Raw genomic sequence first — 26,893 nt, forward strand, 5'->3', positions numbered from 1 at the left:
ATGGTCTTTGTGAAAGGCTGTTTTCGCATACTTTGTTGCTATTTACCAAGTAGTGCGGTGTGGTTGATTTCCCCTCCAGATGCTCGCTTTCCGCGGGGCGGGCGGTGAGCCTCCTCGGCGTAAACGCCTGTGGGGTCTCACCTGTCCCGCTGCTCCCGCTGGAGTCTCGCACTTCCGCTCCAATCAACCTTAAATAGTATCGTTTTAAAAACAACAATCTTTATACAAAAAGAGCCTTGTGAAAAGACACCCACATAACAAGCTGGGACTAAAAACTTATTTAGTTCCCGGGACAAAGAGACGAAGATGTTTGTGCAGTACATTTGCCTGGAAAGGAAGAAGGATGCCTTCATCGCCATCGATATTGACTGCCAGTTCCTCTGAAGTGGCTAAATGGAGCTTGGATGTTTTAATATATTCAACTTCGTCATGCTCCTTGATCTCCCCCCTAATCAAACTGGGAATGATCTTGACGATGAGAGGAAGAGATAAATCCTTAATGATGAATGTGTGCAGCTTTCCATCATTCACTTCCGCCTCTGGTGCAAGTTGTTCGAAACCGCCGACAGAGTTAGTCATTGTTGCAATTAGTAAATGAGCCTCGCCCATCCATTTTCCCTGATCATGTTCAACCGTTAAAGGAAACGGAGTCTTTTTAATGATCGCTTTTGCTCCTTCAATGAAATATGCAAAAGACCCCAGACGGGTTTTCTGTTCAACGGTAACATTATAGGTAGCCTCGGCGATCGCCCCTACTGCCAACACATTCATGAAGTAACGGTCATTGATCTTCCCTATGTCCGATTCCTTAATATGCATATCCTTTAATATCTCAATGGCTGCATTGGGATTCAGGGGTATTCCCAAAGATCTCGCGAAGTCATTAATAGTTCCTAGTGGAATGATTCCGAAAATAGGCCGATGTTGCTGCTCGCCCAAGCCATTCACTATCTCATTCACCGTTCCATCCCCACCCATGGAAATGACAGCATCGAACCTTTCTGCACAGGCCTCCTTTGCAAAATCCGTAGCATCCCCCTCTCCCTCCGTTTTACAAACACTTACCTCATCATAAATCTCACCAAGGGCCTCTTTCGCTTTCGGCAAAATCTTTCCTGCCTTTTCCTTACCTGAAGACGGATTGATGATAATCATCGCTTTCGACATATGCTACCTCCCATTATTGTACTTCTACTAGCAAGTTACCTCTTTACTGATGTACTAAAACCACACGGACATTTTTTCTGATTGTTAAATAAGCATTTCCCCCAGTAACTTACAAATAATCGCTGCCACTTGAATATTGCCTTCATTTTAAAACAAGCTATTATTTGTTACATAGGCTTTGAAACAGGCATTCACTTATCACTGAACTTTCCTGTTCCACATCTGTTACATTAATACCTTGCTCAACCAATTGAAAATCGCCTGTCCCTTTCGCTCCCTCTTTGTTTTTCCCTTTCATAAAAAGCATCATTTCTTCCATTCCCTACTTGCCGTGAAGAAAAATACAAAAATAAATGGATGATAAATCCCTTTCCTATAAGGTTTTCACACTATCAACGAAAAAAATTTCAAATTTTCTGTAAAATACCTATACAATTTCCAAATTCGGGTATATACTGTATTATAACAACTAGTAAACACCCAAAACTGTACTATAAAGAGGAGGAGCGAGACATGCAAGCAAATCAATCAGATTTATTCATAATCGATTCATTTAAACATTGCCCGGAGTGTGGTGAAACACATGTGGACCACTCAGATTCCTATCTGATGGAATGCGATCGCTGCCTTTCCAAACGTGAAGAATAAAGCGATCGGAAAATATATCTACCATTAAAAGGAGGAAATATCATGCAAATGAAAAAATCGATTGAGTTTTTTAACAATATCCCTGCTAAACATTGCCCCGAGTGCGGTGACCATATTATTGAGCACGCTGAGTCCTACTTAATGGAATGTGACCGCTGCCTTTCCAAAAGCGAAGACTGATTAAACCAAATAAAAAAAAGGAGGAATCATCATGCAAACTATAAATCCACTGGAATTCTTCAGGACACTGCCGCCTAAACAATGTTCGGAGTGCGGAACCCATATCACTGAACAAGCTGAATCCTACTTAATGGAATGTGACCACTGCCTTTCCAAACGCGAAGACTGATTAAACCAAATCAAGAAGGAGGAATCATCATGCAAACGAAAAACCCATTGGAATTCTTCAGGACACTGCCGCCTAAACAATGTTCGGAGTGCGGGACCCATATCATTGAACAAGCTGAATCCTACTTAATGGAATGTGACCGCTGCCTTTCGAAACACGAAGACTAAATTAAACCAAATCATAAGGAGGAATCATCATGCAAACGAAAAACCCATTGGAATTCTTCAGGACACTGCCGCCTAAACAATGTTCGGAATGCGGGACCCATATCACTGAACAAGCTGAATCCTACCTCTTGGAATGTGACCTCTGCCTTTCCAAAAAAGATGAATATTAATATAAGATGCTGACATCAAGAAGCTGCTATATAGGCAAATTTGATGTCAGCATTATTTCCTTGCATTCAAAAAAGGATGTCCCAGGGACACCCTTCAGCCGTACTTATTTTTTTATCTCCCAATATATTTGTCTACATATTTTCCGCTTATCTGCCTGCTGCTGTATTGTAAGAAGTCCAATGCAAAAATCATGAATTCAAGGCCTAGGCGCTTATCCGAACGCATAAAATCAGAACCTAGCAGTTTCTCCAATTTTTCAAGCCTATGATATAGCGTTTGCCGGACAATGAATAGTTGTTTCGATGTTTCCTGCTTGGAACCGTTACAAGCAAGATAGGTCTTCAGGGTAGGCATTAACTCACCATTGTTTTGCTTGTCATATTCAATGACCGGACCTAAATATTCGTATACCGTTTCCTCCAGATTACCATGTTTATTTATGAGCGAAATCATGCGATGCATATGTAAGTCCTGATAAAAGAAGCTCCTGTTGTCCTCTGGTAATGTATCCTGAAGCAGCAAAGTCTCACGGGCCGTTTCATAACTTTTATAAATCTCACTTAACCTTTGAACATGCTTTCCAAACCCAATGGAAAGCAGCCCCATGCGATTACGCCCGCTTGCATCCATTTTCATGATTCGATCCACCGCGCTTGTAACCCTTGATTTCCAATCTTCAGATGCACGATTATCACCTAAAATAAAAACAAGATGCTGATGTATTTCCATGGAAAATATCTGAAAGCCGTACTGTTCAAAAACTGTTCTAAACATTATCTTAAAATAGGTTCCATCTAATTTTGTGGAACTTTTATTATATTTTGGGTGTTGTTTGCAAATGCAAACAATTCCGCCATCCAACTGCATTTTCGGATCAATATAGGAAAGCCTCTCCCGGATTGCTTCGTCACTATATTCACCTTCAATCCAATTTGTAAGCCATTTACTTTCTTCCGACATTTTCTTTTCTTCTATATATAACTCCCTTAATAGATGCTGTGCCAATGCGGTAGCCGTTCGATCCAAGATCAGTGAATCAAAATCAGTCAACTCTCTGTCGTTGCTGCAAATGAGCAGTTCCGCATAATTTTCACCGAGCACTTGAATCGGCTGTCCAAGAACGGTTTTATCCAATTTCCGCTTCTCTTCGTATATGTCCGCCACCATTTGATAGGTTATTTTTTTCTTTATTTTTGGAATGCTGGCTATATCATTTTCATTAAAGATAAGAATAACCTGTACATTTAAATAGCTGTGGAGAAATTTTAGGATTGGTTCATAATGGTCAATTTCGAGGAGATTTTTATTTAACTGCTGGGAGTAGTTTTCTAAGTTGGAGATCATCTCATATTGTTTATTGATGATAAGGGAATGAATATCCTGCGTGATTTCTACGAAAGGGACTTCTTCATGAAATAGGATGATAGGGAATTGCCGTTCATTTGCGAGATCGATCGCACATTGCGGCACGGCCATGGTGTTGGCGCCAATCTCTATACAGAGTCCAGCTGCATCGCATTCAATTAACTGCCTTAAGTAGGATAGAAATGTGTCATCGCAATCTTTCCACCCTAAACCGGTAGTCAGAATCAGTTCATTTCCATTTAACAAATGGCTGATTTGGGTGACTTCCATGCAGTGTACCCACTTCACTTGACGCTTTATCCCACTGCTACCTGCAATTATATCCGTCAGATTAAAATGCTTGCGTGTTAGAATTTCCTCGATTGTAATCGATGTATTCATCCATACACATCCTTTTATAAAACTGCTTTAAAATCTATTATAAACGGACAACCTTTAAATCTCCAGACACTTGTTAGAAAATCTAACGTCAAAATTCTACAAAAAACTCGAACAGGTACAAGAAAAAGGACCCATTCGCGAGGAATAGGCCCGGTCCATAACTATTTCAATTCAATTTTTTGAACAGCAATGTAGAGAAGTATTTCCTTCCTTCCGGGGTTTTGATGTTCAATTGCTTCCATTCCTGCTTCGTTCCTTCAATCAGTTCAAAATCGAGAAAAGCTCCACTTAAACTTTCGGAAACACGGGTGATTCGATATCCTCTTTCAAGTAAAAAATCGATTTGTTCCCTTTCTAAGCGATACTCTTGATATTCGGACATTTCCATTCCCCCCTTTTTTCATACGTTCTCCTTGCCGGTTGAAGCCGGAAAAACCATCTCTTCCTCAAGTTTTGGATCCTTTTCGATACTCCAATCCCTGCCAACGGAAATGCCTAAATATTTCTCATCGCTGGGATCCATTATTTCAGCTTGTTCATATTGCTTGAACCACCAATACTTAGCTAATATATAATAACTTGCACCGCCGAGAAGTAAGCCAATAATAAACGAATAATTCGAAAAAATCGTGGCACCGATTCCTCCAATCACCCAAGAAATGATTCCTGCCCAATTCACCCCATTCAAGTATTTATACTGGCCTTCACTCTCATAGAGTTCTTTTACATTCACTCTCCGTTTACGGAGGAAATAGTAATCCGCTATAAGGATGCCGACAATGGATGCCAGGATCCCACCTATTATTAATAAAACTTCTATTATGATGCCGAACAGGCTCCATGGCTGAACCACTATCCCAATAAACCCCGCCACAACGACTCCTGCCCAAAATGGCATTTTAGGACCCATGACATTGGAGAAAATGGTAGCTGCGGGAATGACATTGGCCGTAGTATTCGTCGACCATTGAGCGAATACGATCATGATTAAAAGGACGCCGAGAGCAATTCCACTTGCTGATCCCTGTATGGCAACCACCGGATCATAATTGGAAACAGCCATATAAGAAACCGCTCCGATGATCACCATGAACGTCTGCGTGATGGGATAAGTGATAATATTCCCAATTATTTGCCCCTTATTGCGCTTGAACCAATTTTTTTCATTTTTTGGTGCCTTTATATAGCGGGAAAGCGTGGGCATATCCGCAGTCAACGTGCCCCAAAATCCCATATTAGCCATGATGACTACCATGAAAGCCGTGGCAGCAGCCCCGCCAGTGACCGGACTTTCAATCCAGGACCATACATCTCTTCCTTGGGCCACTGCCTGATCGGATAGAGTGAAATACATCCAGCCAGAAATTAAAATGATAACGGGCGCCGCCAAGTCGGCGAATCGTTCTATCGACTTTATTCCCATTGCCGTGTTGACTAATTGTAAAACGGCAAAAATGAGGAAGCATATAAACCAATTATCAAAATCAAAAAGGGTTGTGAAGATAGCGTTCATTGCAGTGGCTCCGAAGTAAGTATTGAGGCCGAACCAGCATGACGCTACAAAACCCCGTACAACCGAAGGGATGTGGGTGCCAATCGTACCGAACGGCGCCCTCATATAGACCGGGAATGATATTCCATGTTCAACACCAATATCTCCTGTCATTGTCATCAAAAAGCCGAGAACCACACAGGCAATGACCGTTGCAAGAACGACCCAGCCTAAGGATAAACTTTGAACACCGTTCCCACCGATTGCGAAGGCAGCCAATACTACAGCCATGCCCACCCAAATGAAACCAAATCCGGCTGCACTTATATTTTTCTCACTATGAGGTATAGGCAGCAAATCGGGAGACTTTAAATATTCTTTCTTCTCACTCATAGAAAATCCCCCTAAAATAATTTGCAACATTCCTTACCGAAATTAGACTGGAAGCTTTTTCCCGGTATCCGGCTTCAGCGCCGCATTATATTTTGCCCGTTTCAGGAATTGCCCTTTTCCAGCTTCGCCTACAAATTGTTTGTCTTTAATGACGAATTGACCTCTCGATAAAACGGAAACTGGTTCACCTGTAATTTCCATACCTTCAAACGCATTATAATCTACAGCCATGTGATGAGTATCTGCAGAAATGGCCCTTTCAACTTTCGGGTCAAAAATGACAATATCAGCATCCGAGCCCACTGCAATCGTCCCTTTCTTAGGGAATAACCCAAATAGTTTGGCAGCACGCGTAGAGGTCATGTCCACGAATTGATTCAAGGTAATACGCTCTTTCATGACCCCTTCAGAAAAGAGGATGCTCATGCGGTCCTCAATTGTTGGACCACCGTTCGGTATTTTCGTGAAATCTTCACGTCCAAGCTCCTTCTGTCCCTTAAAATCAAACGAGCATTGATCGGAGCCGATCGTTTGCAGCTGCCCCGTTTTCAAAGCATTCCATAGCACTTCCTGGTTTTTCTTCTCCCTTAACGGCGGGGACCATACATACTTAGATCCTTCGAAATGGGGCTTTTCAAGATAAGATTGGTCAAGAACCAAATATTGCGGACAAGTCTCCCCCCAAATATCCACCCCTTTATTTCTTGCCTCAGTGATTTTTTCAACCGCATCTTCACAGGTGACATGAACCACATAGAGATGACCATTTGCCATTTCCGTCAGTTTAGCTGCCCGTCCAGTCGCTTCCCCTTCAAGCTCCGGAGGCCTTGTCAGTGCATGGTAAATTGGATCGGTGTTACCTTCAGCAAGCGCCTGCTTTGTAAGATAATCGATGACATCACCATTTTCAGCGTGAACCATGACCAGTGCGCCAAGTTCCTTTGCTTGCAACAAAGTGCGGTATAACGTGGCATCATCAGCTTGAAAAACATTCTTGTAAGCCATGAAGACTTTAAAGGAAGAAATCCCTTCATTATCAATAATACTTGGCAGCTCAGCCAATACATCATCATTAATCTCACTGATCATTAAATGAAAACCATAATCTATGGCCGCTTTTTCATTGGCCTTCTCATGCCATGTTTCAATTGCTTTCTTTAACGGCACCCCTTTTTCGGTCAGACAAAAGTCGATGATCGTTGTTGTGCCTCCATATGCAGCAGCAATCGTCCCCGTTTCATAATCATCCTTTGTCGTTGTCCCTCCAAACGGCATATCGAGATGGGTATGCGGATCAATGCCCCCCGGAAAAATATAAGCGCCTTTTGCATCAATGATTTCAGCCCCCTCAGACGACAGGTCCTTGCCAATCATTGCAATCTTCTCATTTTCAATCAATATATCCGCCTGATACGTATCTGCAGCGGTTGCAATCGTTCCATTTTTAATGATTTTCTTCATCTTCGACCCCTCCATCATTTTACGAAATCAACACTTTCACTGCTTATGCCCCCAAGGAACGACTGGCGTTCATTCCATGTCATTGGCGGTAATTCATTTGTCAATTCGATCATATCGATCGCCCCATCGACCGGACAGACGATCGAGCAAAGATTACAGCCTACGCAATCTTCTTCGCGCACTCTCAAGAAGGAGCTGCCTGATGTATCCTTTAACATATCTATACATTGGTGAGATGTATCTTCACACGCAATATGGCATTTATTGCAGTTAATGCACACATCATTATTAATGCGCGCGACGACCTTGTAATTAAGATCTAAATTCCCCCAGTCGGAATAACGCGGCACCGACTTACCAACAATATCCATCACAGAAGAAATCCCTTTTTCATCAAGGTAATTGGACAGGCCATCAATCAAGTCTTCTACTATTCTAAAACCGTGATGCATGGCAGCCGTACAAATTTGAACTCCAGTCGAACCCATCAATAAAAATTCAACCGTATCCTGCCAATTTGAAATGCCGCCTATTCCGGAAATGGGAACATTGATCATTTTATTCCTTGCACACTCAGCCACCATATTCAAAGCAATCGGCTTCACGGCGGGACCGCAATACCCTCCATGAGCCCCCTTGCCGCCTACATGGGGAATCGTATTCCATGAATGGATGTCCACTCCTGCCAAGCTGTTGATCGTATTGATCATGCTTATTGCATCCGCACCGCCGCGCACCGCCGCTTCAGCCGTAACCGTAATGTCGGTTATATTGGGTGTAAGCTTGACGATGACGGGTTTGGATGCAGCTTCCTTCGCCCAGTATGTTTGCTTTTCGACAAGCTCGGGAACCTGTCCCGAAGCAGCTCCCATCCCACGCTCTGCCATACCGTGCGGGCAACCAAAGTTCAACTCGTAACCATCGACCCCTACATCTTCTATTCGCTTGATGATTTCATGCCACTTTTCCTGTTGTGGCTCCACCATCACCGATGCAATGATTGCATGATCAGGGAACCTCTTCTTCGTTTCATATATTTCTTTCAGATTCACTTCAAGTGGACGATCCGTAATCAATTCTATATTGTTGAACCCGGCAACTCTCTGTCCATTAAAGCCGACCGCTGCAAAACGTGATGAGACATTCAGGATGGGTTCACCCAATGTCTTCCAAACAGCTCCGCCCCAGCCAGCTTCAAATGCGCGCTGGACTTGATAACCCGAATTGGTAGGTGGTGCAGAAGCAAGCCAAAAAGGATTGGGGGATTTAATACCTGCAAGATCAATTGATAAATCAGCCATGATAAGCCTCCTAATTTTCATAGTTATTAAGCAATATCCACCGCTTCGCCCATCAAAATCGAGTCAATTTCATAGGCTGTCTTCTTCCCTTGCTGGGCAGCTGAAACAACCATTGCCTCACCTTGGCCTTTACCGAAGATCACGTCACCGCACGCAAAAATCTTTTCATTCGATGTCCTATAGGAATCACCCTCCAATGTTACGACACCATCATCATGCTGGATGCCGAACTGTTCAATCAACCCTACATACCTGGATTGGCCTATAGCTCGAATGACCCCATCGACCGGTATGACGAACTCTGATCCGGAAATTTGGACTGGACGGCGCCGGCCATCTTCCCCCGCCTCGCTAAGCACCATCTTCACGCACTCGATGCCCGTAACTTGACCGCTTTCATCCGAGAGTATCCTGGAAGGGGCAGTCAGCCAGTGAAACCCGACACCTTCTTGTTTGGCAAACTCATATTCAAAATCATAGGCTGTCATTTCCTTTTGGGTACGACGATAAATAATGCTCACCTGTTCGGCGCCCAGGCGTACAGAACAGGTCGCGGCATCGATCGCCGTGTTTCCAGCCCCAATAACCGCCATCTTCTTCCCAATGAATTTATCAGTGATTGCCCCTGTTTTCGTCGCTTTCACGAAATCGATTGCATCATAAACGTCAGCCAAATCCTCCCCTTCAATTCCAAGCTTAGGAACATCGGACATGCCGATCGCTAAAATGACCGCATCATAGTCGGCAGTCAGCTGATTTGCGGAAACATCCACTCCGACCCTTGTATTCGTTTTAATATCAACATCCAAACTCTTTACTTGTTCAACTTCCCAATAAGAAATGCTTTGAGGTAAACGGAACGATACAATTCCGTATGTATTTAATCCGCCTGGATTCTTTTCAGCTTCGAAAATGGTTACACTGTAGCCAAGCAAGGCTAACTCCCTTGCTGCAGACAAACCCGCCGGACCGCTTCCTACAATGGCAACTTTTTTGCCATTCTTCTTACCGGCCTTGAATAGGGCTTGTTTATTTTGGATGGCCCAATCTGTGGAATAACGCTGGAGATTGCCAATCATGATTGGCTTTGTAGAATGGTTCAGGACACATGCCCCCTCACATAACTCTTCTGTCGGACATACCCGCGCACAGCTGGCACCGACAGGATTGGCTGTCATGATCGTCTTGGCCGACCCTTTAAAATTACCTGAAGCTATCTTCTTAATAAAACCTGGAATATCAATTCCGGTCGGACAGGCTTGGATGCATGGGGCATCATAGCAGTATAAACATCGATTCGATTCTTCCAAAGCTTCCCTCGGGGATAAACCCCTCTCCGCTTCCTGAAAGTTAATCTCCAGATCACCTTTTAACGGGCTCGTCATACTCATCCACTATTTCTCCTTCCAAACATTTATTTTTGAAAAATAAAAAAGGGAGGAATTGATTTTCTTTCCACTGTCCTCATATTTAAACGATTGAAAGCATTGCCAACATGGTTTTCATCAATGTATTCAACTAACAGTCATGGCGATTTCCCAGCCAAAATTCTCTCGTTTTGTTTATTATTTTCTATCATTCTCTCACTGGTCACGCCTCGGTCCCTGCTTCCTTCTAACACAAAAAGCCCCCCTACTAATCTTAAAAACTCAAATCCTGATGATAAATCAGAGAATTGAGTATTCTTTATTTTATAATGTTAAAAAGTAAGTTACATTATACAAAGTGTAAAGTATTTCCATATGTTAGATATGCAATATGTAATAATCATGTTATATTTCCTAACAATAAGTGATAAACATCGTCATTTTTCTACATTCAAACGTACTTTTCATCCTACTTATTGATATTCTTTGGATGATTTTTTCTGAAGGCCTAATTATCAACACTTTGTCCACATAAAAAAAAATCCCGGAAACTCAAATCTTGGTTTCCTGGGTCTTTTCACTTTTATCCACAACTTATTCACATATTATATGGCATTATTCTCTTTGTTTTTGCAGAACAGAAGCATTCCACCAAAAGTTATCCACATTAATGAATCGACTTTTCCACTTATCAACAAACAGTTAACAATTTATCAACAGGCAGGTTCATTCCGGATGAATAACGTATCGTTTATATTTCTCATAATCCGTTTTCTTGCACTCAAGCTTTATTCGATATCCGATTGCTTCATATTCTGTTTCCGTTATGTGACCATTTTCATTGAAATAAGAAACCAGCTGCCCTAGCTCAAATGGAATCAGCATTTCACAGCGAATATAGTCGACAAAAATATGCTTACGAATTTGATCTATCAATTCCTCGATGCCAACTTTGTTTTTCGCTGACATATACACAGAACCACGATTCACCTGGGGAATATCCAAATCGGTAAGGTCCGCTTTATTATAAGCAAAAATCGTTGGAATCCCTTTAATGCCTATCTCGTTTAAAGTCTTATCCGTTATCTCTATTTGCTGCTCATGATTAGGATTGGAAAAATCGACAACATGGATTAACAGGTCCGCTTCTACCACTTCTTCCAATGTGGAGCGAAATGCTTTCACGAGATGATGGGGCAATTTAGACACAAACCCCACTGTATCCGTCAATAAAAATTCCTTTTTATCCGGCAGCGGGATGTTTCGGACGGATGTCTCAAGCGTAGCGAACAGCATATCCTTCTCAAACACCTGCTTCTCGGCCGTTGGGTGGAACATCTCAATCAGAGCATTCATGATCGAAGATTTTCCTGCATTGGTATAACCGACTAAGGATACAACAGGGATGGCATTCTTTTTCCGCTGCTTCCTCTGCGTTTGCCGGTGTGCAACAAGGTCTTCCAGTTCTTTATTCAAAACACTTATATTTTCCTCGATTCTCCTGCGGTCAAGCTCCAACTGCTTTTCACCTGCACCTTTGTTTGTACCGACCCCGCCACTCTGACGGCCTAATGACTCCCTCAAACCAACGAGACGCGGGAGCATATACTGAAGCTTTGCCACTTCTACCTGAAGCTGAGCTTCCTTCGTTTTCGCCCGATGCGCGAAGATGTCCAGAATTAAGATTGTCCGGTCGATCACCTTGCAATCCATGTCCCTCTCCAAATTACGAAGTTGCGAAGGGGAGAGCTGATCATTAAAAATGACGACATTAGCTTCTTTATGCTCAACGAGATTTTTCACTTCCTCGATCTTCCCGGTGCCGATAAAATGTGATGAGTTCACCCGATGCAAATTTTGTGTGATGGTCCCTGCAACCTCTACCTCACATGCTTCCGTTAAATTGGCCAATTCCTCCATTGAATACTCAAAATCCTTTTGACCGTTGAGATTAACTCCAACCAAGATTGCCCTCTGCTGTAATTCCATCATTTCAAATCCCTTCCGTACATACCTTACTCCCTATATTATGCTTAAAAACCTATCATACTGCCTAAAAGCCAGCCACATTGTAGCATTGTTGCCCAAGTTTAACGGGCTTCCCTTTACTATAAAAGAAAATTTAACAAAAAAATAACGGGACCGATTACTTTTTTCAAAGTTTCACATGAAACAATTGGAAAACTCATAAATAAGAGCTCCCTGATGCACCTTAAGATGCACCAGGGAGCCCATAATATTCTATTCTTTTATCCTCAATAACCTAAGACTATTCAATGTAACTAATAACGTCGCACCCATATCGGCAAAAATCGCCATCCAAAGTGTTAACCAGCCCGGCGCTATCAATAATAAGGCCAGGATTTTAATCACCAATGAAAACGTGATATTCTGCTTAATGATTTTTAATGTTTTGCGGCTTAAGCGGATTGTATAAGGCAGCTTCGATAAGTCATCACCCATTAAGGCAATATCGGCTGTTTCAAGGGCCGTATCTGTACCCGCCCCGCCCATTGCGATTCCTACCGTGGAAGCTGCCAAGGCCGGGGCATCATTGACACCATCGCCTACCATGGCCACTCGATCATATTTTTGTTTCCATCGTTTGATGATTGTCAATTTATCTTGTGGCAATAGCTCCGCCTCGATCTCATGAACGCCAGCTGCCGCTCCAATAGCTTTAGCTGTTCCGATATTATCCCCGGTCAGCATGATCGTTTTTTCAATGCCCAATGCATGCAGTTTCCGAATTGCTTCCTTACTGCTTTCCCTTATTTCATCAGACACTGCGATGAGTGCCAGGATCTTCACTTGATCACCAAGCACCATCACCGTTTTCCCTGTATTTTGATAGCGGCTGATTAATTTAAGCGCATCATCAGAGAAAACTAAACCTGCCTCTTCTTCAAAAAGGTTGGGTTTACCAATGTAATAGATTGTTTGATTGATTTTCCCCTTTATACCTTTACCGGTGATTGCAGTAAAATCCTCTACCAATAAAGAATGATAGTCCACATCGTGGTTTTCCGCCTTTTGAAGAATGGCCGTGGCAAGGGGGTGCTGTGACCTGCTTTCTAAAGCAGCAGCGATAGCCAACACGTCCTGTTCATTCAACTCATCAGCTAACACTGTGAAATCAGTCACTTCAGGTACGCCCTTTGTTAAAGTACCCGTTTTGTCAAACGCAATCGCCTTTAAGGCCCCCGCTTCCTCCAAATGGACCCCGCCTTTAATCAGCACACCATGTTTCGCAGCATTTCCGATAGCTGTCACGATGGCAATGGGTGTAGAAATGACCAAAGCACAAGGACAACCGACAACAAGTACAGCCAACCCCCGGTAAATCCATTCACTCCAATCCCCGTTCATCACAATCGGGGGTAACACGGCAATGGCCAAGGCAATTAGCATAATGGCCGGCGTATAGAATTTTGCGAATTTATCCACAAAGGCTTGGGAAGGAGCTTTTTCGGCCTGTGCTTCTTCAACAAGGTGGATGATTTTTGCAATAGTCGTATCCTCGACTCGCTTCGTGACCTCCACTTCGAGCAACCCTTCACCATTTAAGGTTCCGGCAAACACTTCACCCTCAACCGTTTTAAAAACCGGCTCGGATTCCCCAGTAATGGCTGCTTGATTAAGTGTCGAGGCCCCTTTCATGATCCTGCCATCCATGGCAAGCTTTTGACCCGGTTTAACGATCATGGTGTCGCCCACTTCAATCTCATCAACAGCAACCATCATTTCGTGATGCCCCCTACGGATCAAGGCTTCTTTAGGCGCGATGTTCATTAATGATTCTATAGAATTACGGGCTTTATCCATCGAATATTTTTCCAGTGCTTCACTTATCGCAAAGAGGATGACGACAGTCGCCCCTTCGCCCCATTCACCAAGCACGGCCGCCCCGATGATGGCAACCGTCATAAGGGTGTGCATATCAAAGCGAAGCCTGACAAGATTCTTCAATCCATTGACAAATAATGAATATCCCCCAACTATGATTGCAGCCGCATAACCGATCACCGGCATGATGCTTCCATCGGCATATCGATTATCCAATATCCAGCTGATCAGCAAAAGGATAACCGAGAACACCACTTTTATATTTTCTTTTTGCTTCCAAAATGGTTCCTTTTGCTTTACCTGTTCCTGTTCACCGCGGATTCTCAGGTTATCAAAAGCACCCGCCTTTTCGATCTCTTCGATAGTCGCACTGCCCTGTACAGAAATCTTCGAGGCACCAAAGTTGATTTTAGCATCCTCCACACCCTCTAGTTCACGGACATTGTTCTCAAATTTAGCCGCACAATTCGTGCAGGATAGACCTTGGATACGATAGATTTTTAATGGGGACTCAGCCATCGACCCTTACCTCCTGCTGATGTTCTAATGCAATGAGGATTAATTGCTTTATATGGTGATCATCCAAAGAATAAAAAGCCAACTTTCCTTCTTTTCGGTATTTTACGATTGCGTGTTTATAAAGGGTACGAAGATGATGTGACGTTGTAGCCATCGAAGCACCAATGATATGGGCCAGGTCGCACACACACAATTCCTCGTCCTTACAGAGCGCATAAGCTATCTTCGCCCTATTTTCATCTCCGATAACTTTAAACAGCTTCGACACGCTGGATATATTCACCTGGTTCATTTCCTCGTGAATGCGATTAACCTTTACTTCATCATGCAGGTGGACATCACAGATATCTTTCAGTTCCGTCATCTTCTCACACCTCTCATTCAAATCTGCGTTTGATTATAATATAACACAATTCCCTGAATATTCAAATCTATATTTGAATGTACAAGAATCTTTTCTCCTTCCTCACAGCGCCTTAGTGAAAGTGCCTATATGTCTTTATATGTAGGCCATCGTTTTTTGTTTCACTTCGCAGCCGTTCCCCTGGAATTTCGCTGAACACAAAGGGCAGGCTGTCCTCTTTCCAGGGAATCCATGAATCCCTGATCCGAAACTTCTATACTTCAGGCAAAAAAAGAAGGGACATAAATTCCTTCACGTCCCTTCAATCCAACGATTTCAGTAATTTCCTAATTGATGCCTTGATAAGTATAATATATTTAATTTAGTATTTTTTAGAAAAACTGTGATATACTTAGGCAAACCTTTTTTAGCGTTTTACTTTACTTGTACCATTTACCCTGCTCATCGTTGGGCAGGGTTTTTTGTTATGTATTTTCACATAACAAAAAAAGACGGACCCTATAATTAGGATCCGTCTTTTTTTGTTATTGAAATTATGCTTTTTGAACGTTAGAAGCTTGAGGTCCGCGTTGACCTTGTTCTACTTCAAAAGTAACTTCTTGACCTTCGTCTAAAGATTTGAAACCTTCGCTTTGGATAGCTGAGAAATGTACGAATACGTCGTCTCCGTTTTCGCGTTCGATGAATCCAAAACCTTTTTCTGCGTTAAACCATTTTACTTTACCTTGTTCCATTGTTGTTGCCTCCTAGTGCATCTAAGCACAATGTATTACTATCCTTGCTCTAAGTCATCATCGAAAACGAAAAGTAGTACTTTTAGTATCCTTAGTACCGAACAAAAATAATTAAGACTAAGCATAACATTAAATGGTAGCGATTGCAAATAGTTTGGGGAAACTTTTTTCCAGCAATTTTTAATACTCTCTAAATTCATTTAAAACCAAGCATTAACCAATGAGCTCTATCTATTTCAGGTAATGGATTCATGACCTCCCACACGCATTCATCCAAACAAAAACCTCCCTTTAACAAAGTTAAAGAGGTTTTTGTAAATGTTCCATCGATTATTTATTTTTGGTAATAAACTTTTCTACCATTTCTTCTAAAATGGCCGATTCTTTTGCTAAATCTTCGTTTTGTTCCTTCAATCCAGTCATTATGGTGCTTTGTTGAATGGCAGCTGCCGAGATTTGCTCCGTCGTTGCGACTCCTTCTTCTGAAATCGCCGCAATTTCCTGAATGGATGCCAGGCTTTCATCCGAAGACTCATTGATCTTTTTCGAGTGGGCGGCCAATCGTTCCGTGCCTTTCAGCAATTTCTCTACGGATTCAAATATCTTATTGAAAATCTCGCCATTGTTTTCCACCAAGGAAACACCATTTACTATATCCTGAAAACTTTCATCATTATTTTGGATGACCTTGGCTGTTTGTTCATTAATCCGCATGATGGATTCTGAAATGATATCGATGGATTCATCTGTTTGCACAGCCAATTTTTGCACCTCTTGAGCCACTACGGCAAAACCTCTGCCGGCATCACCCGCCCGTGCCGCTTCAATGGAAGCATTCAGGGATAGCAGGTTCGTTTGGGAAGCAATCACCCTTATTAAGCCAATCACTTCATTTATCTTCACTACATCCTCTTCCAGGCTCACCAAATTGGCTTTAGTCGCTTGGCCATTTTCCATGATTTTATCCATCTGGCTCGTTACATCTTGCACTTGTTTACTTCCTTGTTCAGCAAGTGTATTCGTATGCAAGGTAAATTCATTCATTTCATTCGTTTGTTCATTCATTAAACGGATTGTATCCGTTAATTCACTGATCATATTGGAAATTCGGTCAATATGATGGGCACGTTCTTCTGAAGCTTTTGCTTCTTCCGTTGTCCCCGTCACTATCTGGCCATAGGATTCCACCATCTCTTCAAAGGATTGCTGAATGGATACTGTCGTTTGATTCATCGTTTGGGCATGTTCACGGACATTCTGGATAATATGGGCCAAGCTTAACCTCATATCTTCGAATCCATTTGAAAGATCGCCAATCTCATCCTGTCTATCAACGGGAATCGATTTACTTAAGTCCCCTTTTGCCATTTCATTCGTGTAACCAACAAGTTCATTGACGGGTCCCGAGATCTTTTTCCCGATGACAACAGCGCATAGCACCCCTAATATAATGGCACTTGCAAGAAATAAGATATTATAGAATATCATTGTGCTTTTCAATTCATCGATGAATTTTGCATCCATATCGATTCCGACAATCGCGTCCGTTCCTTTGATTGGCGTAAAGTACGACTTGTGTGTACCCCACTTATCTTTATATATTTCACTTAATACGTCTTCGTTTCCATTTATCGATTTTGCCTGTTCCGGCGTGAAAGGGGATTCCACCATGTAGTCCTCGCTGCCGTTCAAGGCTGCAATCATGTCGGCACCATTCTCCCGCTTCAACACATAAACATATTCAATTCCCTTTTTATCTTCAACAAAGGCATCCAGGTTCCGCCTAATCTCTTCGCCCCGTTCGGAAGCTTTGTTTATCAAAGTCGGATTGAGGCTTGCCGCTAAACTGTGGGCATTTTCAGAAAGGCGTTCATCGAATTGCGGAAGGACATTCTCATTGATCATTTTATTAGTAATATAGGAAAAGCAAAGGCCCATGGCCCCTGCGAAAAGTACGAAAGGAATAATATAAAACAAGAATAGTTTTGCCAGCAAAGATTTATTAGGATTAAGCTTTGAAAATCTCATTTCCATGCCCCCCTTAGATGAAAACCAGGTGTTTTATAGTTAAATATGGTATTAAGTCCAAATGAAGCAATTGGAGATTTTCATTCAAATCCTCACTTCTATAAAAGATGATTGCCATGCTCCGGTCATTTTGAAAAGGAAGCTGCCTATATTCCAAAACATGTTCGAATTCATGACGAAGTCCATCATGATCCACACATGAAACATCTTCCGGATTTATTTCCAGTGGAACCTCTGCAAAGAAAAAGCTATATATATGATCGTCCATCTCTTCCAATATCCGATTCCAATCGGGTTTCGTTCCTGAAAAATAGTGTTCATACATATTCATTCCATAGGCATGGTAACCTAGGTCCGTTGTACCCGCCCCAGCAAAACGCAGGGGATTGATTTCGATGGGTATCACCCGGTTTCCCTTTTTGCGAATTTCAAAGTGCACAGGGTAATTCCTAAGTGGAAGGACCGTTTGAATATTCTTCATGAACTTTAGTGCGTCATGATAGATTTCGTTAATGGCCAATTTCGAAGTATAATAAATTCGATCGGAAGTATCGTAATCATCCTTGAATAATCGTTTAAAGACATTCAAAATGACCGGTTCACCATCTTGATTGTAATAGCCATCAACGGCATACTCTTCACCCTGAATCCACTCTTCTATTAAAACGGTCTGGGAACCGACCACTTCTGAATCATATAATCCATCCGAATGAAGTAAATCCGCTTTAAGCTGGTTCACGGCTATATCCCAATCCTGCTCATTCTTGACTTTGTGGACCCCAACACTCGAATAGCCAATATTGGGTTTGATAACTACCGGAAACAGTATTTGATTTTTATCCAGGTCACTTATTATGGATAAATCGATATCTTGGAAATAGAAATCAGGATATAAAGATTTCGTCAAATTTCGCACCTGACTCTTATCCTTCAATAGCTTTGACCATATGTATTCATTACTATTCGGTTGGAAATGACCTAACAATGTTATGCCATTTTCAGAGTTTGTAAGAATTCTTTTGTCCATTTCCATGGACTTGAAAAATTCGGTATCCTTTTGAATGTTTAGCTTTTCTGATGTTAATGTGTCTCCCCATTGTCCCTGTTCCAGCACTGGAATTTGCTGTTCCTCCAACACCTTTAGAAGAATTGGCGACACAATGGACTCATTCAAAATAATCATTTTTTCCACCTAACTTATACTGTTTTTTGTATCTCCATATTTAATCGGTTAAAAGCGGTAAGTATTTAGCTTATATAGGTATTTATTATTATATTCATATTGAAAAGTGAAATTTAAATATGTCTTTTTGCCCATCCACTCTAGCTTGAAGATTATTTGTGAACAAAGGAAAAAGGCGAGATATCACTATCTCGCCTCATCTTTTCGTCTCTTTATGATTAACATGATGAACACCAGAACACACGGTAAGCCTACCACTAATAAAACCCAAAGGAAATAAGTTACATTTGAATGCAAAGTCGGCTCTGTTCCCATTCCGTATCCATACTTTCCCTCGAATTCAGCCTGATTGGAATTATCATTCGTATCTACTAATTCCGCTTTAACGATGACACGTTTGTCCGTATCGATCCCCGTAACATCACAAGTGATCAGAGTAAGTTCAGGACTTCGTGTATCTGCAAGAACACTAACGTCCGTCTCATGGACAATCTTCTTTTCTTTCACTTTATAGGTGAATATTTTCCGTTTATCCGATATATGGATATATGCGCCTTTTTCGATCTTTAATAAAGGCCCAAACAACAGGCGGTCATCTCTCATATGATGTCCAGCCAGCACATAATTTCCTTTACCCATCACTTGACCGTTTTTTACTGTCGTGGCACCTACAAGTAAATTTCGTGTATTCGTACCATGTAAGATCGGTAAAGATACTGTATCACCCTCAATTACTACTGCACCTATCACGTCTTCTCGTTTCACTGAAGAAATATTCGCTAATACCTTTAGAAAATCGGGTGCTTCTATACTTGCATTCTCAGGAAAAGGCTTTTTATGATCAATATTATCTTGGATTTCCTCTTCAGAAAAACTAGCTATATTGTACTTTGTGATTTCCTTTTTGATCATCGCTTCTTGTACCCAAGGTGAAAGAACCAACAAAAATCCTATTAATAAAAGAAAAAAGAATGAAATGATTGTTAAAACATCACATATTATAACTTTCTTTTTTTTTAGCATCTCAAATATGGAATCATATAACATCATTCAATCTATTCTTCTGCACAGGCTATTTGTTCTTTATTCTCATCATTCTCTTTTTTCTTTCTTCGCATAAAAATAACACATAATATTAAGGCTAATAATATGACGATACTCCCTATTATTACATAAAGCCAAGTATAATCCTTTTGAATGGACACATCACTATCATTAAGCTTCTTTGCTAGACCCCCATCAATCTTAAAATTACGTTTCCAATGCCATTCTTCTCCCATGGAGGCAGCGGTCATTTCCAATGTATATTCACCGGCCTGAAGCCTTTCACCATGCAGTGAGATTGGATAATCAAAATTAGAGTTTGGAGCCATCTGAATGCCCTCTTTATTAGACTCGTACAAGACTTGGCTATCTCCCTTTTTGGTCACTTTCGCTTTCACGGTCATTTGATTCATATACATGGGCATGATATTTTGGATATTAGCATTGATTACGTTTCTTGCATTTATTTGATCTGGGAACACATCATTCAATTGAATTTCCGGTTTGATTCCATTTTCATTTTCCCTTAATAAAATGGCGACGACATAGGCAAACTCGTTTTCAATGGACAAACCTTTATTATTCTCATTCTCTTTTTGTTTATCACCAGTACCTTCAGTTTTCTCCTGAAGGATTATGCCACCAGCTAATACACCATCAAAATCTTCTTTTGGCATCACTACATCCATTTTTAATTTGTAGTTTCCTTTAGCTGGAATGATAATTTCCTCTTCCGTCTTCACTATATCTTCCATCTTGTACAGCAAAGTCGAATCCGATTCTATATCATTCTCTCCATATTCAACTACACCATTAAGGTTTGTCGTTGCACTATGGATAAGCGGGTTTATTTTAACATCATTCTCTGTATCATTACGCAAGTTGATTTCCAGTACTTGTTTTTGTCCTGGCTTCATCATCAAATCAAAATATGTCTTTTTTTTATCCACTTGATTTTTTGGAATGACTGTCTCCACGGCAAAATTGAATTCCGCAGCCGAAGCCTTAAGGATAGTAAAAGTGAAAATGATGGATAGGCAACTTACTAGTAATAAAATGAAAATGGATTTCTTTTTCATATGACAGCACCTCCAAGTTGATGCGCGGCTTACTTTACAATGTATCATCTTCATTTATTATACAAACACCAACTTGTAACACCATTTGCAGGGGCATCTGTTAGCAGTATTATTAAAATATCAAGTTCTATTAAGGTTAATTTGATAAGGTTCTTTGACTATTTTCATTCATTTGCTGGAGTATCTTCCAATGACCATTTAATCTTTGCCTCATATTCCCCGACTCTAGCTTCTCCAGCCTTCGCCTCGACAAACAAGCCATTTTTTGTATCTCCGTACCATAAGTCATTTATATATAGTGGTTCATCATCGGTACTAAGATGTTCATAAATTAGCGATCCTGTATTTGAAAGAACTGTGTCACTACCATTATTTGAATAAACCAGAGTTAACGTACTATCATAAGCAGAGTTGTAAAGTTCATCCACTAAGGCTGCTTTCAGCTTCCAAGTGGATTTATGTTTCCGATCATCCTGTACACCAAGTTTCTGATTCATCGATTCAATTTGATAGCGTTTAGATTGTGGAGATATTTGAACATCACTACCAAATGATAAAGAGTCAGGGGCAAGCAATGTTAAACTTCCTGAGTATTCCGCCACTGTAAATAATGGACCTGCTTTAAAAATGGCATCATGGTATTCAATAGTTACAGTCGGGTTTACATTCCCCATAATATTGTTCGTTATTGGAACATCGGGTAACCCTGTAATTTCACCGGTATTATCATTCAGTAATATTTGTACAGTTTGGCCTGCGGCCAATGGTGTTGGTAAATCAATGGTCCATGTTCCATTTTCCGCTACTGTCGTTTTAATTAGATTCCCTTCAGCATCCTTTAACGAATTCCCATCCACTTCAACAAGGACAGTTGCTCCCACCTCATCAGCAGTTCCAGTTATCTGATATGTTCCTTCTTCAATCTCTAGAAGTGATACCTCTGCCGGTGTTGGGGGGGTTACATCAAATACTGTCGTTTCGGATTGTCCATCTTGTACCCAAGGCCCCCTTGTTGATACTCCAGACATCTTTTGGCCGCCGACATTAAAAATCGAATCCATATACTGCACATAGCCATTTGCATCCGTTTTTAAATCCCGATGAACTATACCATGTGTATCAGTGATATCAACACTGGCCTGATTCTCGGAAGCATATACATCCATATAACGAACGACACCGTTCTCATCCAGGCCATCATTATCAGGTGTTTCCCCGATTTTCACCCTTGCCTTAATGGTTAAATCAGCATCTGTCACTGGTTCAAACTCTAATATAGGTTTTGTATTCATTCCCGCAATTCGCCTATAGTACGTTGTATTGAACCCAGATTGTAATGCCGGTTCAGAGGAGACTACCGTTTGACGGCCGGCAGTACTAGAATGACGGCCGGTAGCAGTAAAGTTTTCGACTGCCGCATATGAGAAGTCGGATGGCCCCAAAACGTTACTGCCAGTTTTCCATAAATCGATATCGGATTTATTGATTTCAAAAGTATTCGCATATCCTGTTGCAGAGGTATCTGCCCCCAAACCAACCGCGGTATTATTTCCTATATTCCGCAAATCATATTGTTTCGGATTATCCAATGTGAAGCTATTTCCCCTATGGCTGGTAAGAGGTCCTAAATTAATTAATGGCGTTGAACTATTCCCAATAACATACAATTCTGCATCTGGAGCAACATGGAAAGAATTATTGCTTGAATAATATTCAATAACAGATCCAGAAGTTTGCTTGCTTGTTAAATTAACGTAAGCACCGCCTTTTACAGTAAATGAACCATCTCCATAATTGAATCTAACAGCATTTCCGGGCATGTTGATATCTAGCTTAGCGTTTTCCCCTACCGTGATATCTTTGTAATACAGATAGACTGCGGGATAGGTTGTCCCTAATTTTTGAGACTGAGTTAGCTGAACAATACTTTCATCTCCGATTGTAAATTCCCTGGATTCCCCAGTATCCCCTGGTCTTGCAGCGGACTCGTAATAAAATGTCGAAAAATTATAAAAATTTACATTCCCGATGTACTTCGTGCCATTTTCCATTTTGAAGCTACCCAGATAGAAATTTTCGGCGCGTGTATCAATATTCATTTCTCCATAAACCGTTACTTCGGCATATTTAGCCCTAGCTAGTCTTTGTACGGAGGGCTCTGTAGTAATATTTCCAAATCGGTATTTCCATTTTCCTGTGTATGAGACATTAAGCCTTGAGCCGACTATATCTTCTGAATATGCACCTGCAAAGTATTGTGCCAATACGATATCGTGCATATGGAAGTTACCCATACCATTGGTTGGATCGCCTAAATAAATGGATGTGTTTCCAAAGGAAAGCCTATGTCCATTTCCGTTAATCTCCAAATCTCTGGTTACCTGGTAAGTCCGTAATCCTAGAGTATCTCCAGAAGCACTTGGATTTTCAATATCTTTAGTTACATTTATTTTAGATATGGAAGTGTTTTTCACCGCAGCTACAAAAGTATCCCAACTATCAACGTCTATTTCGTCAGCGGATAAAGCAGCTGCCATAATATTGCCTTCAATACTATTGGAAGGATCCACTTCTGGAAGATCTTCTTCCTCCTTAGCTATACCTTCATTATCCTGTTCCTTCTCTTGATCACTCTGATCAATAGATGCATCCCCTTGATCGGCATCTACATTTTCACCATCTGTTTTTTCGTTTTCTCCCACAACTTGGCCGGACTCCTCAGGCTCTTCCTTTTCTTCCTCGACTTGGCCCGATTCTTCAGGTTCTTCCTTTTCTTCCTCAACTTGGACCAATTCTCCAGGTTCTTCTTTTATTTCTTGATCATCAGCCTTTGCTTCATCTTCTTTTATCGTTCCCCCCTCTATATCTGGTACATCCTTTTCCATGGCCTCTATATCTATGCTGATCTCATTTGATTGGTTCCCATCAGATGTCGCAACTACCACAAAGTTCCCGGCATTTTGGGCCTGAAAGAATAAATGAACTTCATTTTCACCTATTTGTTGTTCACTATACTCTATAGTGATTTCTTTTTTAGCAGATTCATAATCCACCATAGGTGGACTACCATTATTTTGTAATGATTGCCTTGTAGCATCTTGGTCATATGCCAACCCTTCAGGAACCTTTACTGAAATAATTCCAGCTTCTTCTATGGTCGAGTTCACCTCTAGCCTTATTTGGTCACCTAGACTTACAGTACTTTGTTCCGATGATAGCCTTACAGTAGCTGCGGCGGCTGCGGATTCAAGATTGAAAAAACCATTTATATTCATTTGCTGCAGCATAATAACCAATATGATGCCCCATATCCCTATATATGAATAATCCTTTAAAGCCCTTCTGGATCTCCGTTTATATGTTAGACGTCCTTTTCTCATACCTATGTTTCCACCTCTATTCCAATTGAAAAAGTGTTGTTCATGATCTTCCGCTCAATAATATTCCAGTTTAATCTAGTGAAATATTCTACAAGTCATAAAATAGTGATACACCGTATTTAATTCATACGATGTATCATCTTCTCTATGAATGCACCACGGTCACTTTAATTTGCCGGTGTGTCAGTCAGAATCCAGGTAAGTGTCGTATTATACTCTTTTGCATATTTTGTCGTACTGCCTGGAACTGATAATTGAACACTTTTATCCATGTTGCCGTCATCTGCTTTACCAAAACGAGAAACGTAAGTACCGGCACCTTCAGCATCTTTTGCTGCCACCACTATTGATGGTGTCCCTGGTACTAAGTCGATTTCAGCAGGGACTGTACTTGGTACTGGAGAAGTCGAAGATGTGTTTACATTATTATTCAAGATTTTTATGGCTGCACCATCCAATACATCATTATCAGTGGTTTCGAACTGTGCATCTTGTCGTACTTGTAGTGTCCAGCCTGTTTCAGTACCTCTATTATCACTGACTTGTACATAATTAGGCCTTAACTCCTGCGTGGCCCCTCCTTGATCATCCGTAATATTGACTTTTTGTGCAGCAGAATTATAAACCATGTCTTGTGTTGTGATTTCCTGAGTGCCAAAATCAAATGATGAAGCGAAATCAATGCTTAATGGACCGCTTGTCCCTGGATTTGGGGTAGGTTCCGGGTTAGCCTCTTCACCTGGATTTTCTGGGTCAACTGGAGGTGTGATACCTGTATATGGCGCAAATGTAATGGTACCGCCAGATTCATATTCTCCGCCTTCTGCTGAGGCTCCTTGTCCTGCGATTCCGAAACCTGTGACCAATAACGTTGAAGCAACAAGATATTTTGCAATTTTCATAGTGAACTCCCCCTTTTATTAGTTTAGTTATTTGCCGGTGAATCCGTTAAAACCCATGTTAGTTTTGTACTGTATTCGACTGCATCCTTAGGAGTGCTCCCAGGTACGGATAATGTAATCGCAGTATTTTTAGACTCACCGTCCACATTTTCCACTGTCCCAAAAACATCAAGCCATTTACCTGCACCAGTATTCTCAGCCGCTGTCATCACTAATGATTCGGCTCCTGAGGGATCTAAGGTGATATCGGAAGCGGTAGGCGCAGTTACATTTTCCATATTTGTTACTGGCACACCATCAGTGAATTTTATTTCAGCTCCTGTCAGAACAGGGTTCAGTGTAGCGTCGTTTTCAAATTGGCCTTCCTGTTTCACTTTTAAAGTCCAGCCTGCATTGCTCCCGCGATTATCCGAAATCTGAACATAATTGGCTCTATTTTCCTGAGTGACTGCACCTAGATCATCTGTGACGTTAACTTTCTGGGGCGCTGCATAATATACTTGATCCACGTTTGAAATTTCATTTTCGCCAAAGTCTAAACTTGAAGCGAAGTCGATACTTAATGGACCATTCGTTCCTGGATTTGGATCCGTACCATCCGGATTTTCAGGTTTCACCTCTTTATCTGGATCATTCGGGTCAACCGGCTTCGTGATTCCTGTATACGGTTTGAACTTCACTGTACTAGAGGAATTATACTCCCCTCCATCTGCCGCAAGTGCCGAAATAGTACCGCCTAAAATTAGTGATGTTGCCAAAGCCGAGCCTGTAAGTACTTTCAACCGTTTTTTCAATGTATTTCCCTCCATGACTTTTATTTATCTATGACTCTTAATGACTTTCTTTGTAAGAGAAAGAAAGCTAACAAAATTACTAGAGCTCCCAAAAACATATTTTGAGTGCTCGATTGATCACCCGTTTGGGGTAATTTTTCAGGCCCTGCATCATTTGATGCCCCATTTTCATTTGATTCATTTCCAGATACACCTGATTCGGGGGATTTATTACTGTCAGAATCTTTTTTATGAATATATTCTCCATAAAACCCTACATTTGAGTCAGAACCATATGAACTGCTTGATTCGGCATGTACATTTGAAAAATTTGTTCCAAGTAAAACTATTAATATACTTATATATATAATTGATTTTTTCACCATTCCACCCTCCTTCAATCATTTGGTGGACTTTCTTCCATTGCCATAAAAATGATGCCATTTAGATTGAAAATAAGATGGTCCTAAAAGACTATCGCGGAAAAACCTGAGATTTTCCGGTTATTAAAATCCACTACCGACCCTTGTTAAGAATAAGACCTCTACTCCCATTATTGATCCCCTTCGTTGTTCTACCTTCTGTCCGTTTGTTTGGCTTCCCGTTATTTTTCACCTCTAATCCTGTAGAAAATTCCCATTATTTGTTGTTCTACTTTCTATCCGTTTGTTTGGCTTCCCATTATTATTCACCTCTATTCCTATAGAAATTTTTCATGATGCCGCAGGGTTTCTACAACTCATAATAATTACAGTTCATCGCGATATTCAAGAGAATGA

At 41.1% G+C, this 26,893-nt stretch carries 25 protein-coding genes; 5 read left to right on the forward strand and 20 right to left on the reverse strand.

The features are described from left to right. Window positions 1–276: 276 nt before the first annotated feature. Window positions 277–1,167, reverse strand: a complete 891-nt coding sequence (locus tag BW986_RS26950) for a diacylglycerol/lipid kinase family protein (RefSeq protein WP_076372626.1) — start codon at window positions 1,165–1,167, stop codon at window positions 277–279. A 160-nt stretch (window positions 1,168–1,327) separates the two neighbouring features. Beyond that, entirely contained in the window at window positions 1,328–1,486 is a 159-nt protein-coding gene (locus BW986_RS30475; protein ID WP_179086180.1) for a hypothetical protein, read from the reverse strand. 194 nt (window positions 1,487–1,680) lie between these two features. On the opposite strand from BW986_RS30475, the gene yhfH (BW986_RS29885) reads away from it, so the two are divergent. From yhfH (BW986_RS29885) to yhfH (BW986_RS26970), 5 genes are read left to right on the forward strand one after another with little or no spacing between them, the layout of a single operon-like run. Continuing rightward, window positions 1,681–1,815 carry a protein YhfH gene (yhfH, locus tag BW986_RS29885; protein ID WP_098372155.1) on the forward strand — a complete coding sequence of 45 codons (135 nt, stop codon included), beginning with the start codon at window positions 1,681–1,683 and terminating at the stop codon, window positions 1,813–1,815. Between the two features lie 42 nt (window positions 1,816–1,857). Beyond that, the gene (yhfH, locus tag BW986_RS26955) at window positions 1,858–1,995 is read left to right on the forward strand and encodes a protein YhfH (protein ID WP_076372628.1); all 138 of its coding nucleotides are present in this window, start codon (window positions 1,858–1,860) and stop codon (window positions 1,993–1,995) included. Between the two features lie 31 nt (window positions 1,996–2,026). Continuing rightward, window positions 2,027–2,164, forward strand: coding sequence for a protein YhfH (gene yhfH / locus BW986_RS26960; protein WP_076372630.1), 138 nt, complete (start codon window positions 2,027–2,029; stop codon window positions 2,162–2,164). Window positions 2,165–2,193: 29 nt separating this feature from the next. Continuing rightward, window positions 2,194–2,331 (forward strand): protein YhfH, encoded by a 138-nt coding sequence (yhfH, locus tag BW986_RS26965; protein ID WP_076372632.1) that lies wholly within the window; start codon window positions 2,194–2,196, stop codon window positions 2,329–2,331. A gap of 29 nt (window positions 2,332–2,360) precedes the next feature. Further along, window positions 2,361–2,501 carry a protein YhfH gene (gene yhfH, locus BW986_RS26970; protein ID WP_076372634.1) on the forward strand — a complete coding sequence of 47 codons (141 nt, stop codon included), beginning with the start codon at window positions 2,361–2,363 and terminating at the stop codon, window positions 2,499–2,501. 112 nt (window positions 2,502–2,613) lie between these two features. On the opposite strand, the gene BW986_RS26975 is transcribed toward yhfH (BW986_RS26970), so the two are convergent. From BW986_RS26975 to BW986_RS27060, 18 genes are all read right to left on the reverse strand, one after another. Then, window positions 2,614–4,248 (reverse strand): PucR family transcriptional regulator, encoded by a 1,635-nt coding sequence (locus tag BW986_RS26975; RefSeq protein WP_076372636.1) that lies wholly within the window; start codon window positions 4,246–4,248, stop codon window positions 2,614–2,616. A gap of 166 nt (window positions 4,249–4,414) precedes the next feature. After that, entirely contained in the window at window positions 4,415–4,630 is a 216-nt protein-coding gene (locus BW986_RS26980) for a hypothetical protein (RefSeq protein WP_063236190.1), read from the reverse strand. 18 nt (window positions 4,631–4,648) lie between these two features. After that, a complete protein-coding gene (locus BW986_RS26985; protein ID WP_076372638.1) occupies window positions 4,649–6,133 on the reverse strand; it encodes an NCS1 family transporter in 1,485 nt (494 codons plus the stop codon). 42 nt (window positions 6,134–6,175) lie between these two features. Then, window positions 6,176–7,594, reverse strand: a complete 1,419-nt coding sequence (gene hydA, locus BW986_RS26990; protein WP_076372640.1) for a dihydropyrimidinase — start codon at window positions 7,592–7,594, stop codon at window positions 6,176–6,178. A 14-nt stretch (window positions 7,595–7,608) separates the two neighbouring features. Next, entirely contained in the window at window positions 7,609–8,895 is a 1,287-nt protein-coding gene (gene preA / locus BW986_RS26995) for an NAD-dependent dihydropyrimidine dehydrogenase subunit PreA (RefSeq protein ID WP_076372642.1), read from the reverse strand. 26 nt (window positions 8,896–8,921) lie between these two features. Further along, entirely contained in the window at window positions 8,922–10,280 is a 1,359-nt protein-coding gene (locus BW986_RS27000; RefSeq protein ID WP_397223229.1) for an NAD(P)-dependent oxidoreductase, read from the reverse strand. Between the two features lie 708 nt (window positions 10,281–10,988). Then, the gene (gene hflX / locus BW986_RS27005; protein WP_076372646.1) at window positions 10,989–12,254 is read right to left on the reverse strand and encodes a GTPase HflX; all 1,266 of its coding nucleotides are present in this window, start codon (window positions 12,252–12,254) and stop codon (window positions 10,989–10,991) included. Between the two features lie 249 nt (window positions 12,255–12,503). After that, a complete protein-coding gene (locus BW986_RS27010) occupies window positions 12,504–14,627 on the reverse strand; it encodes a heavy metal translocating P-type ATPase (protein ID WP_076372648.1) in 2,124 nt (707 codons plus the stop codon). Further along, a complete protein-coding gene (locus BW986_RS27015) occupies window positions 14,620–14,991 on the reverse strand; it encodes an ArsR/SmtB family transcription factor (RefSeq protein ID WP_076372650.1) in 372 nt (123 codons plus the stop codon). The genes BW986_RS27010 and BW986_RS27015 overlap by 8 nt, the downstream gene beginning before the upstream one ends. A gap of 533 nt (window positions 14,992–15,524) precedes the next feature. Next, window positions 15,525–15,725 carry a cold-shock protein gene (locus tag BW986_RS27020; RefSeq protein WP_034304915.1) on the reverse strand — a complete coding sequence of 67 codons (201 nt, stop codon included), beginning with the start codon at window positions 15,723–15,725 and terminating at the stop codon, window positions 15,525–15,527. Between the two features lie 330 nt (window positions 15,726–16,055). Beyond that, entirely contained in the window at window positions 16,056–17,753 is a 1,698-nt protein-coding gene (locus BW986_RS27025; RefSeq protein ID WP_076372652.1) for a methyl-accepting chemotaxis protein, read from the reverse strand. 13 nt (window positions 17,754–17,766) lie between these two features. Further along, window positions 17,767–18,936, reverse strand: coding sequence for an ATP-grasp domain-containing protein (locus tag BW986_RS27030; RefSeq protein ID WP_076372654.1), 1,170 nt, complete (start codon window positions 18,934–18,936; stop codon window positions 17,767–17,769). Between the two features lie 186 nt (window positions 18,937–19,122). Then, window positions 19,123–19,986 (reverse strand): class A sortase, encoded by an 864-nt coding sequence (locus BW986_RS27035; protein ID WP_076372656.1) that lies wholly within the window; start codon window positions 19,984–19,986, stop codon window positions 19,123–19,125. Window positions 19,987–19,991: 5 nt separating this feature from the next. Next, on the reverse strand, window positions 19,992–21,059 hold the full coding sequence (locus tag BW986_RS27040) for a WxLIP family cell surface protein (RefSeq protein WP_076372658.1): 1,068 nt from the start codon (window positions 21,057–21,059) through the stop codon (window positions 19,992–19,994). 164 nt (window positions 21,060–21,223) lie between these two features. Next, window positions 21,224–24,439 carry a pectate lyase-like adhesive domain-containing protein gene (locus tag BW986_RS27045; protein WP_076372660.1) on the reverse strand — a complete coding sequence of 1,072 codons (3,216 nt, stop codon included), beginning with the start codon at window positions 24,437–24,439 and terminating at the stop codon, window positions 21,224–21,226. A 167-nt stretch (window positions 24,440–24,606) separates the two neighbouring features. Beyond that, entirely contained in the window at window positions 24,607–25,341 is a 735-nt protein-coding gene (locus BW986_RS27050; RefSeq protein WP_076372662.1) for a WxL domain-containing protein, read from the reverse strand. Between the two features lie 23 nt (window positions 25,342–25,364). Then, window positions 25,365–26,135: a WxL domain-containing protein gene (locus BW986_RS27055; RefSeq protein WP_260321008.1), complete on the reverse strand. Its 771-nt coding sequence runs from the start codon at window positions 26,133–26,135 to the stop codon at window positions 25,365–25,367. 20 nt (window positions 26,136–26,155) lie between these two features. Then, on the reverse strand, window positions 26,156–26,500 hold the full coding sequence (locus tag BW986_RS27060; RefSeq protein ID WP_076372666.1) for an LPXTG cell wall anchor domain-containing protein: 345 nt from the start codon (window positions 26,498–26,500) through the stop codon (window positions 26,156–26,158). Window positions 26,501–26,893: the final 393 nt, after the last annotated feature.

It is taken from the genome of Peribacillus simplex (assembly GCF_900156045.1).
GTDB classification, from domain to species: Bacteria; Bacillota; Bacilli; order Bacillales; family DSM-1321; genus Peribacillus; species Peribacillus simplex_D.

What these genes read in the sequence shown, in the direction of transcription:
- BW986_RS26950 (WP_076372626.1), bottom strand. Translation starts at nt 1,167, where the DNA reads ATGTCGAAAGCGATGATTATCATCAATCCGTCTTCAGGTAAGGAAAAG.
- BW986_RS30475 (WP_179086180.1), bottom strand. Translation starts at nt 1,486, where the DNA reads ATGGAAGAAATGATGCTTTTTATGAAAGGGAAAAACAAAGAGGGAGCG.
- yhfH (WP_098372155.1), top strand. Translation starts at nt 1,681, where the DNA reads ATGCAAGCAAATCAATCAGATTTATTCATAATCGATTCATTTAAACAT.
- yhfH (WP_076372628.1), top strand. Translation starts at nt 1,858, where the DNA reads ATGCAAATGAAAAAATCGATTGAGTTTTTTAACAATATCCCTGCTAAA.
- yhfH (WP_076372630.1), top strand. Translation starts at nt 2,027, where the DNA reads ATGCAAACTATAAATCCACTGGAATTCTTCAGGACACTGCCGCCTAAA.
- yhfH (WP_076372632.1), top strand. Translation starts at nt 2,194, where the DNA reads ATGCAAACGAAAAACCCATTGGAATTCTTCAGGACACTGCCGCCTAAA.
- yhfH (WP_076372634.1), top strand. Translation starts at nt 2,361, where the DNA reads ATGCAAACGAAAAACCCATTGGAATTCTTCAGGACACTGCCGCCTAAA.
- BW986_RS26975 (WP_076372636.1), bottom strand. Translation starts at nt 4,248, where the DNA reads ATGAATACATCGATTACAATCGAGGAAATTCTAACACGCAAGCATTTT.
- BW986_RS26980 (WP_063236190.1), bottom strand. Translation starts at nt 4,630, where the DNA reads ATGTCCGAATATCAAGAGTATCGCTTAGAAAGGGAACAAATCGATTTT.
- BW986_RS26985 (WP_076372638.1), bottom strand. Translation starts at nt 6,133, where the DNA reads ATGAGTGAGAAGAAAGAATATTTAAAGTCTCCCGATTTGCTGCCTATA.
- hydA (WP_076372640.1), bottom strand. Translation starts at nt 7,594, where the DNA reads ATGAAGAAAATCATTAAAAATGGAACGATTGCAACCGCTGCAGATACG.
- preA (WP_076372642.1), bottom strand. Translation starts at nt 8,895, where the DNA reads ATGGCTGATTTATCAATTGATCTTGCAGGTATTAAATCCCCCAATCCT.
- BW986_RS27000 (WP_397223229.1), bottom strand. Translation starts at nt 10,280, where the DNA reads ATGACGAGCCCGTTAAAAGGTGATCTGGAGATTAACTTTCAGGAAGCG.
- hflX (WP_076372646.1), bottom strand. Translation starts at nt 12,254, where the DNA reads ATGATGGAATTACAGCAGAGGGCAATCTTGGTTGGAGTTAATCTCAAC.
- BW986_RS27010 (WP_076372648.1), bottom strand. Translation starts at nt 14,627, where the DNA reads ATGGCTGAGTCCCCATTAAAAATCTATCGTATCCAAGGTCTATCCTGC.
- BW986_RS27015 (WP_076372650.1), bottom strand. Translation starts at nt 14,991, where the DNA reads ATGACGGAACTGAAAGATATCTGTGATGTCCACCTGCATGATGAAGTA.
- BW986_RS27020 (WP_034304915.1), bottom strand. Translation starts at nt 15,725, where the DNA reads ATGGAACAAGGTAAAGTAAAATGGTTTAACGCAGAAAAAGGTTTTGGA.
- BW986_RS27025 (WP_076372652.1), bottom strand. Translation starts at nt 17,753, where the DNA reads ATGAGATTTTCAAAGCTTAATCCTAATAAATCTTTGCTGGCAAAACTA.
- BW986_RS27030 (WP_076372654.1), bottom strand. Translation starts at nt 18,936, where the DNA reads ATGATTATTTTGAATGAGTCCATTGTGTCGCCAATTCTTCTAAAGGTG.
- BW986_RS27035 (WP_076372656.1), bottom strand. Translation starts at nt 19,986, where the DNA reads ATGATGTTATATGATTCCATATTTGAGATGCTAAAAAAAAAGAAAGTT.
- BW986_RS27040 (WP_076372658.1), bottom strand. Translation starts at nt 21,059, where the DNA reads ATGAAAAAGAAATCCATTTTCATTTTATTACTAGTAAGTTGCCTATCC.
- BW986_RS27045 (WP_076372660.1), bottom strand. Translation starts at nt 24,439, where the DNA reads ATGAGAAAAGGACGTCTAACATATAAACGGAGATCCAGAAGGGCTTTA.
- BW986_RS27050 (WP_076372662.1), bottom strand. Translation starts at nt 25,341, where the DNA reads ATGAAAATTGCAAAATATCTTGTTGCTTCAACGTTATTGGTCACAGGT.
- BW986_RS27060 (WP_076372666.1), bottom strand. Translation starts at nt 26,500, where the DNA reads ATGGTGAAAAAATCAATTATATATATAAGTATATTAATAGTTTTACTT.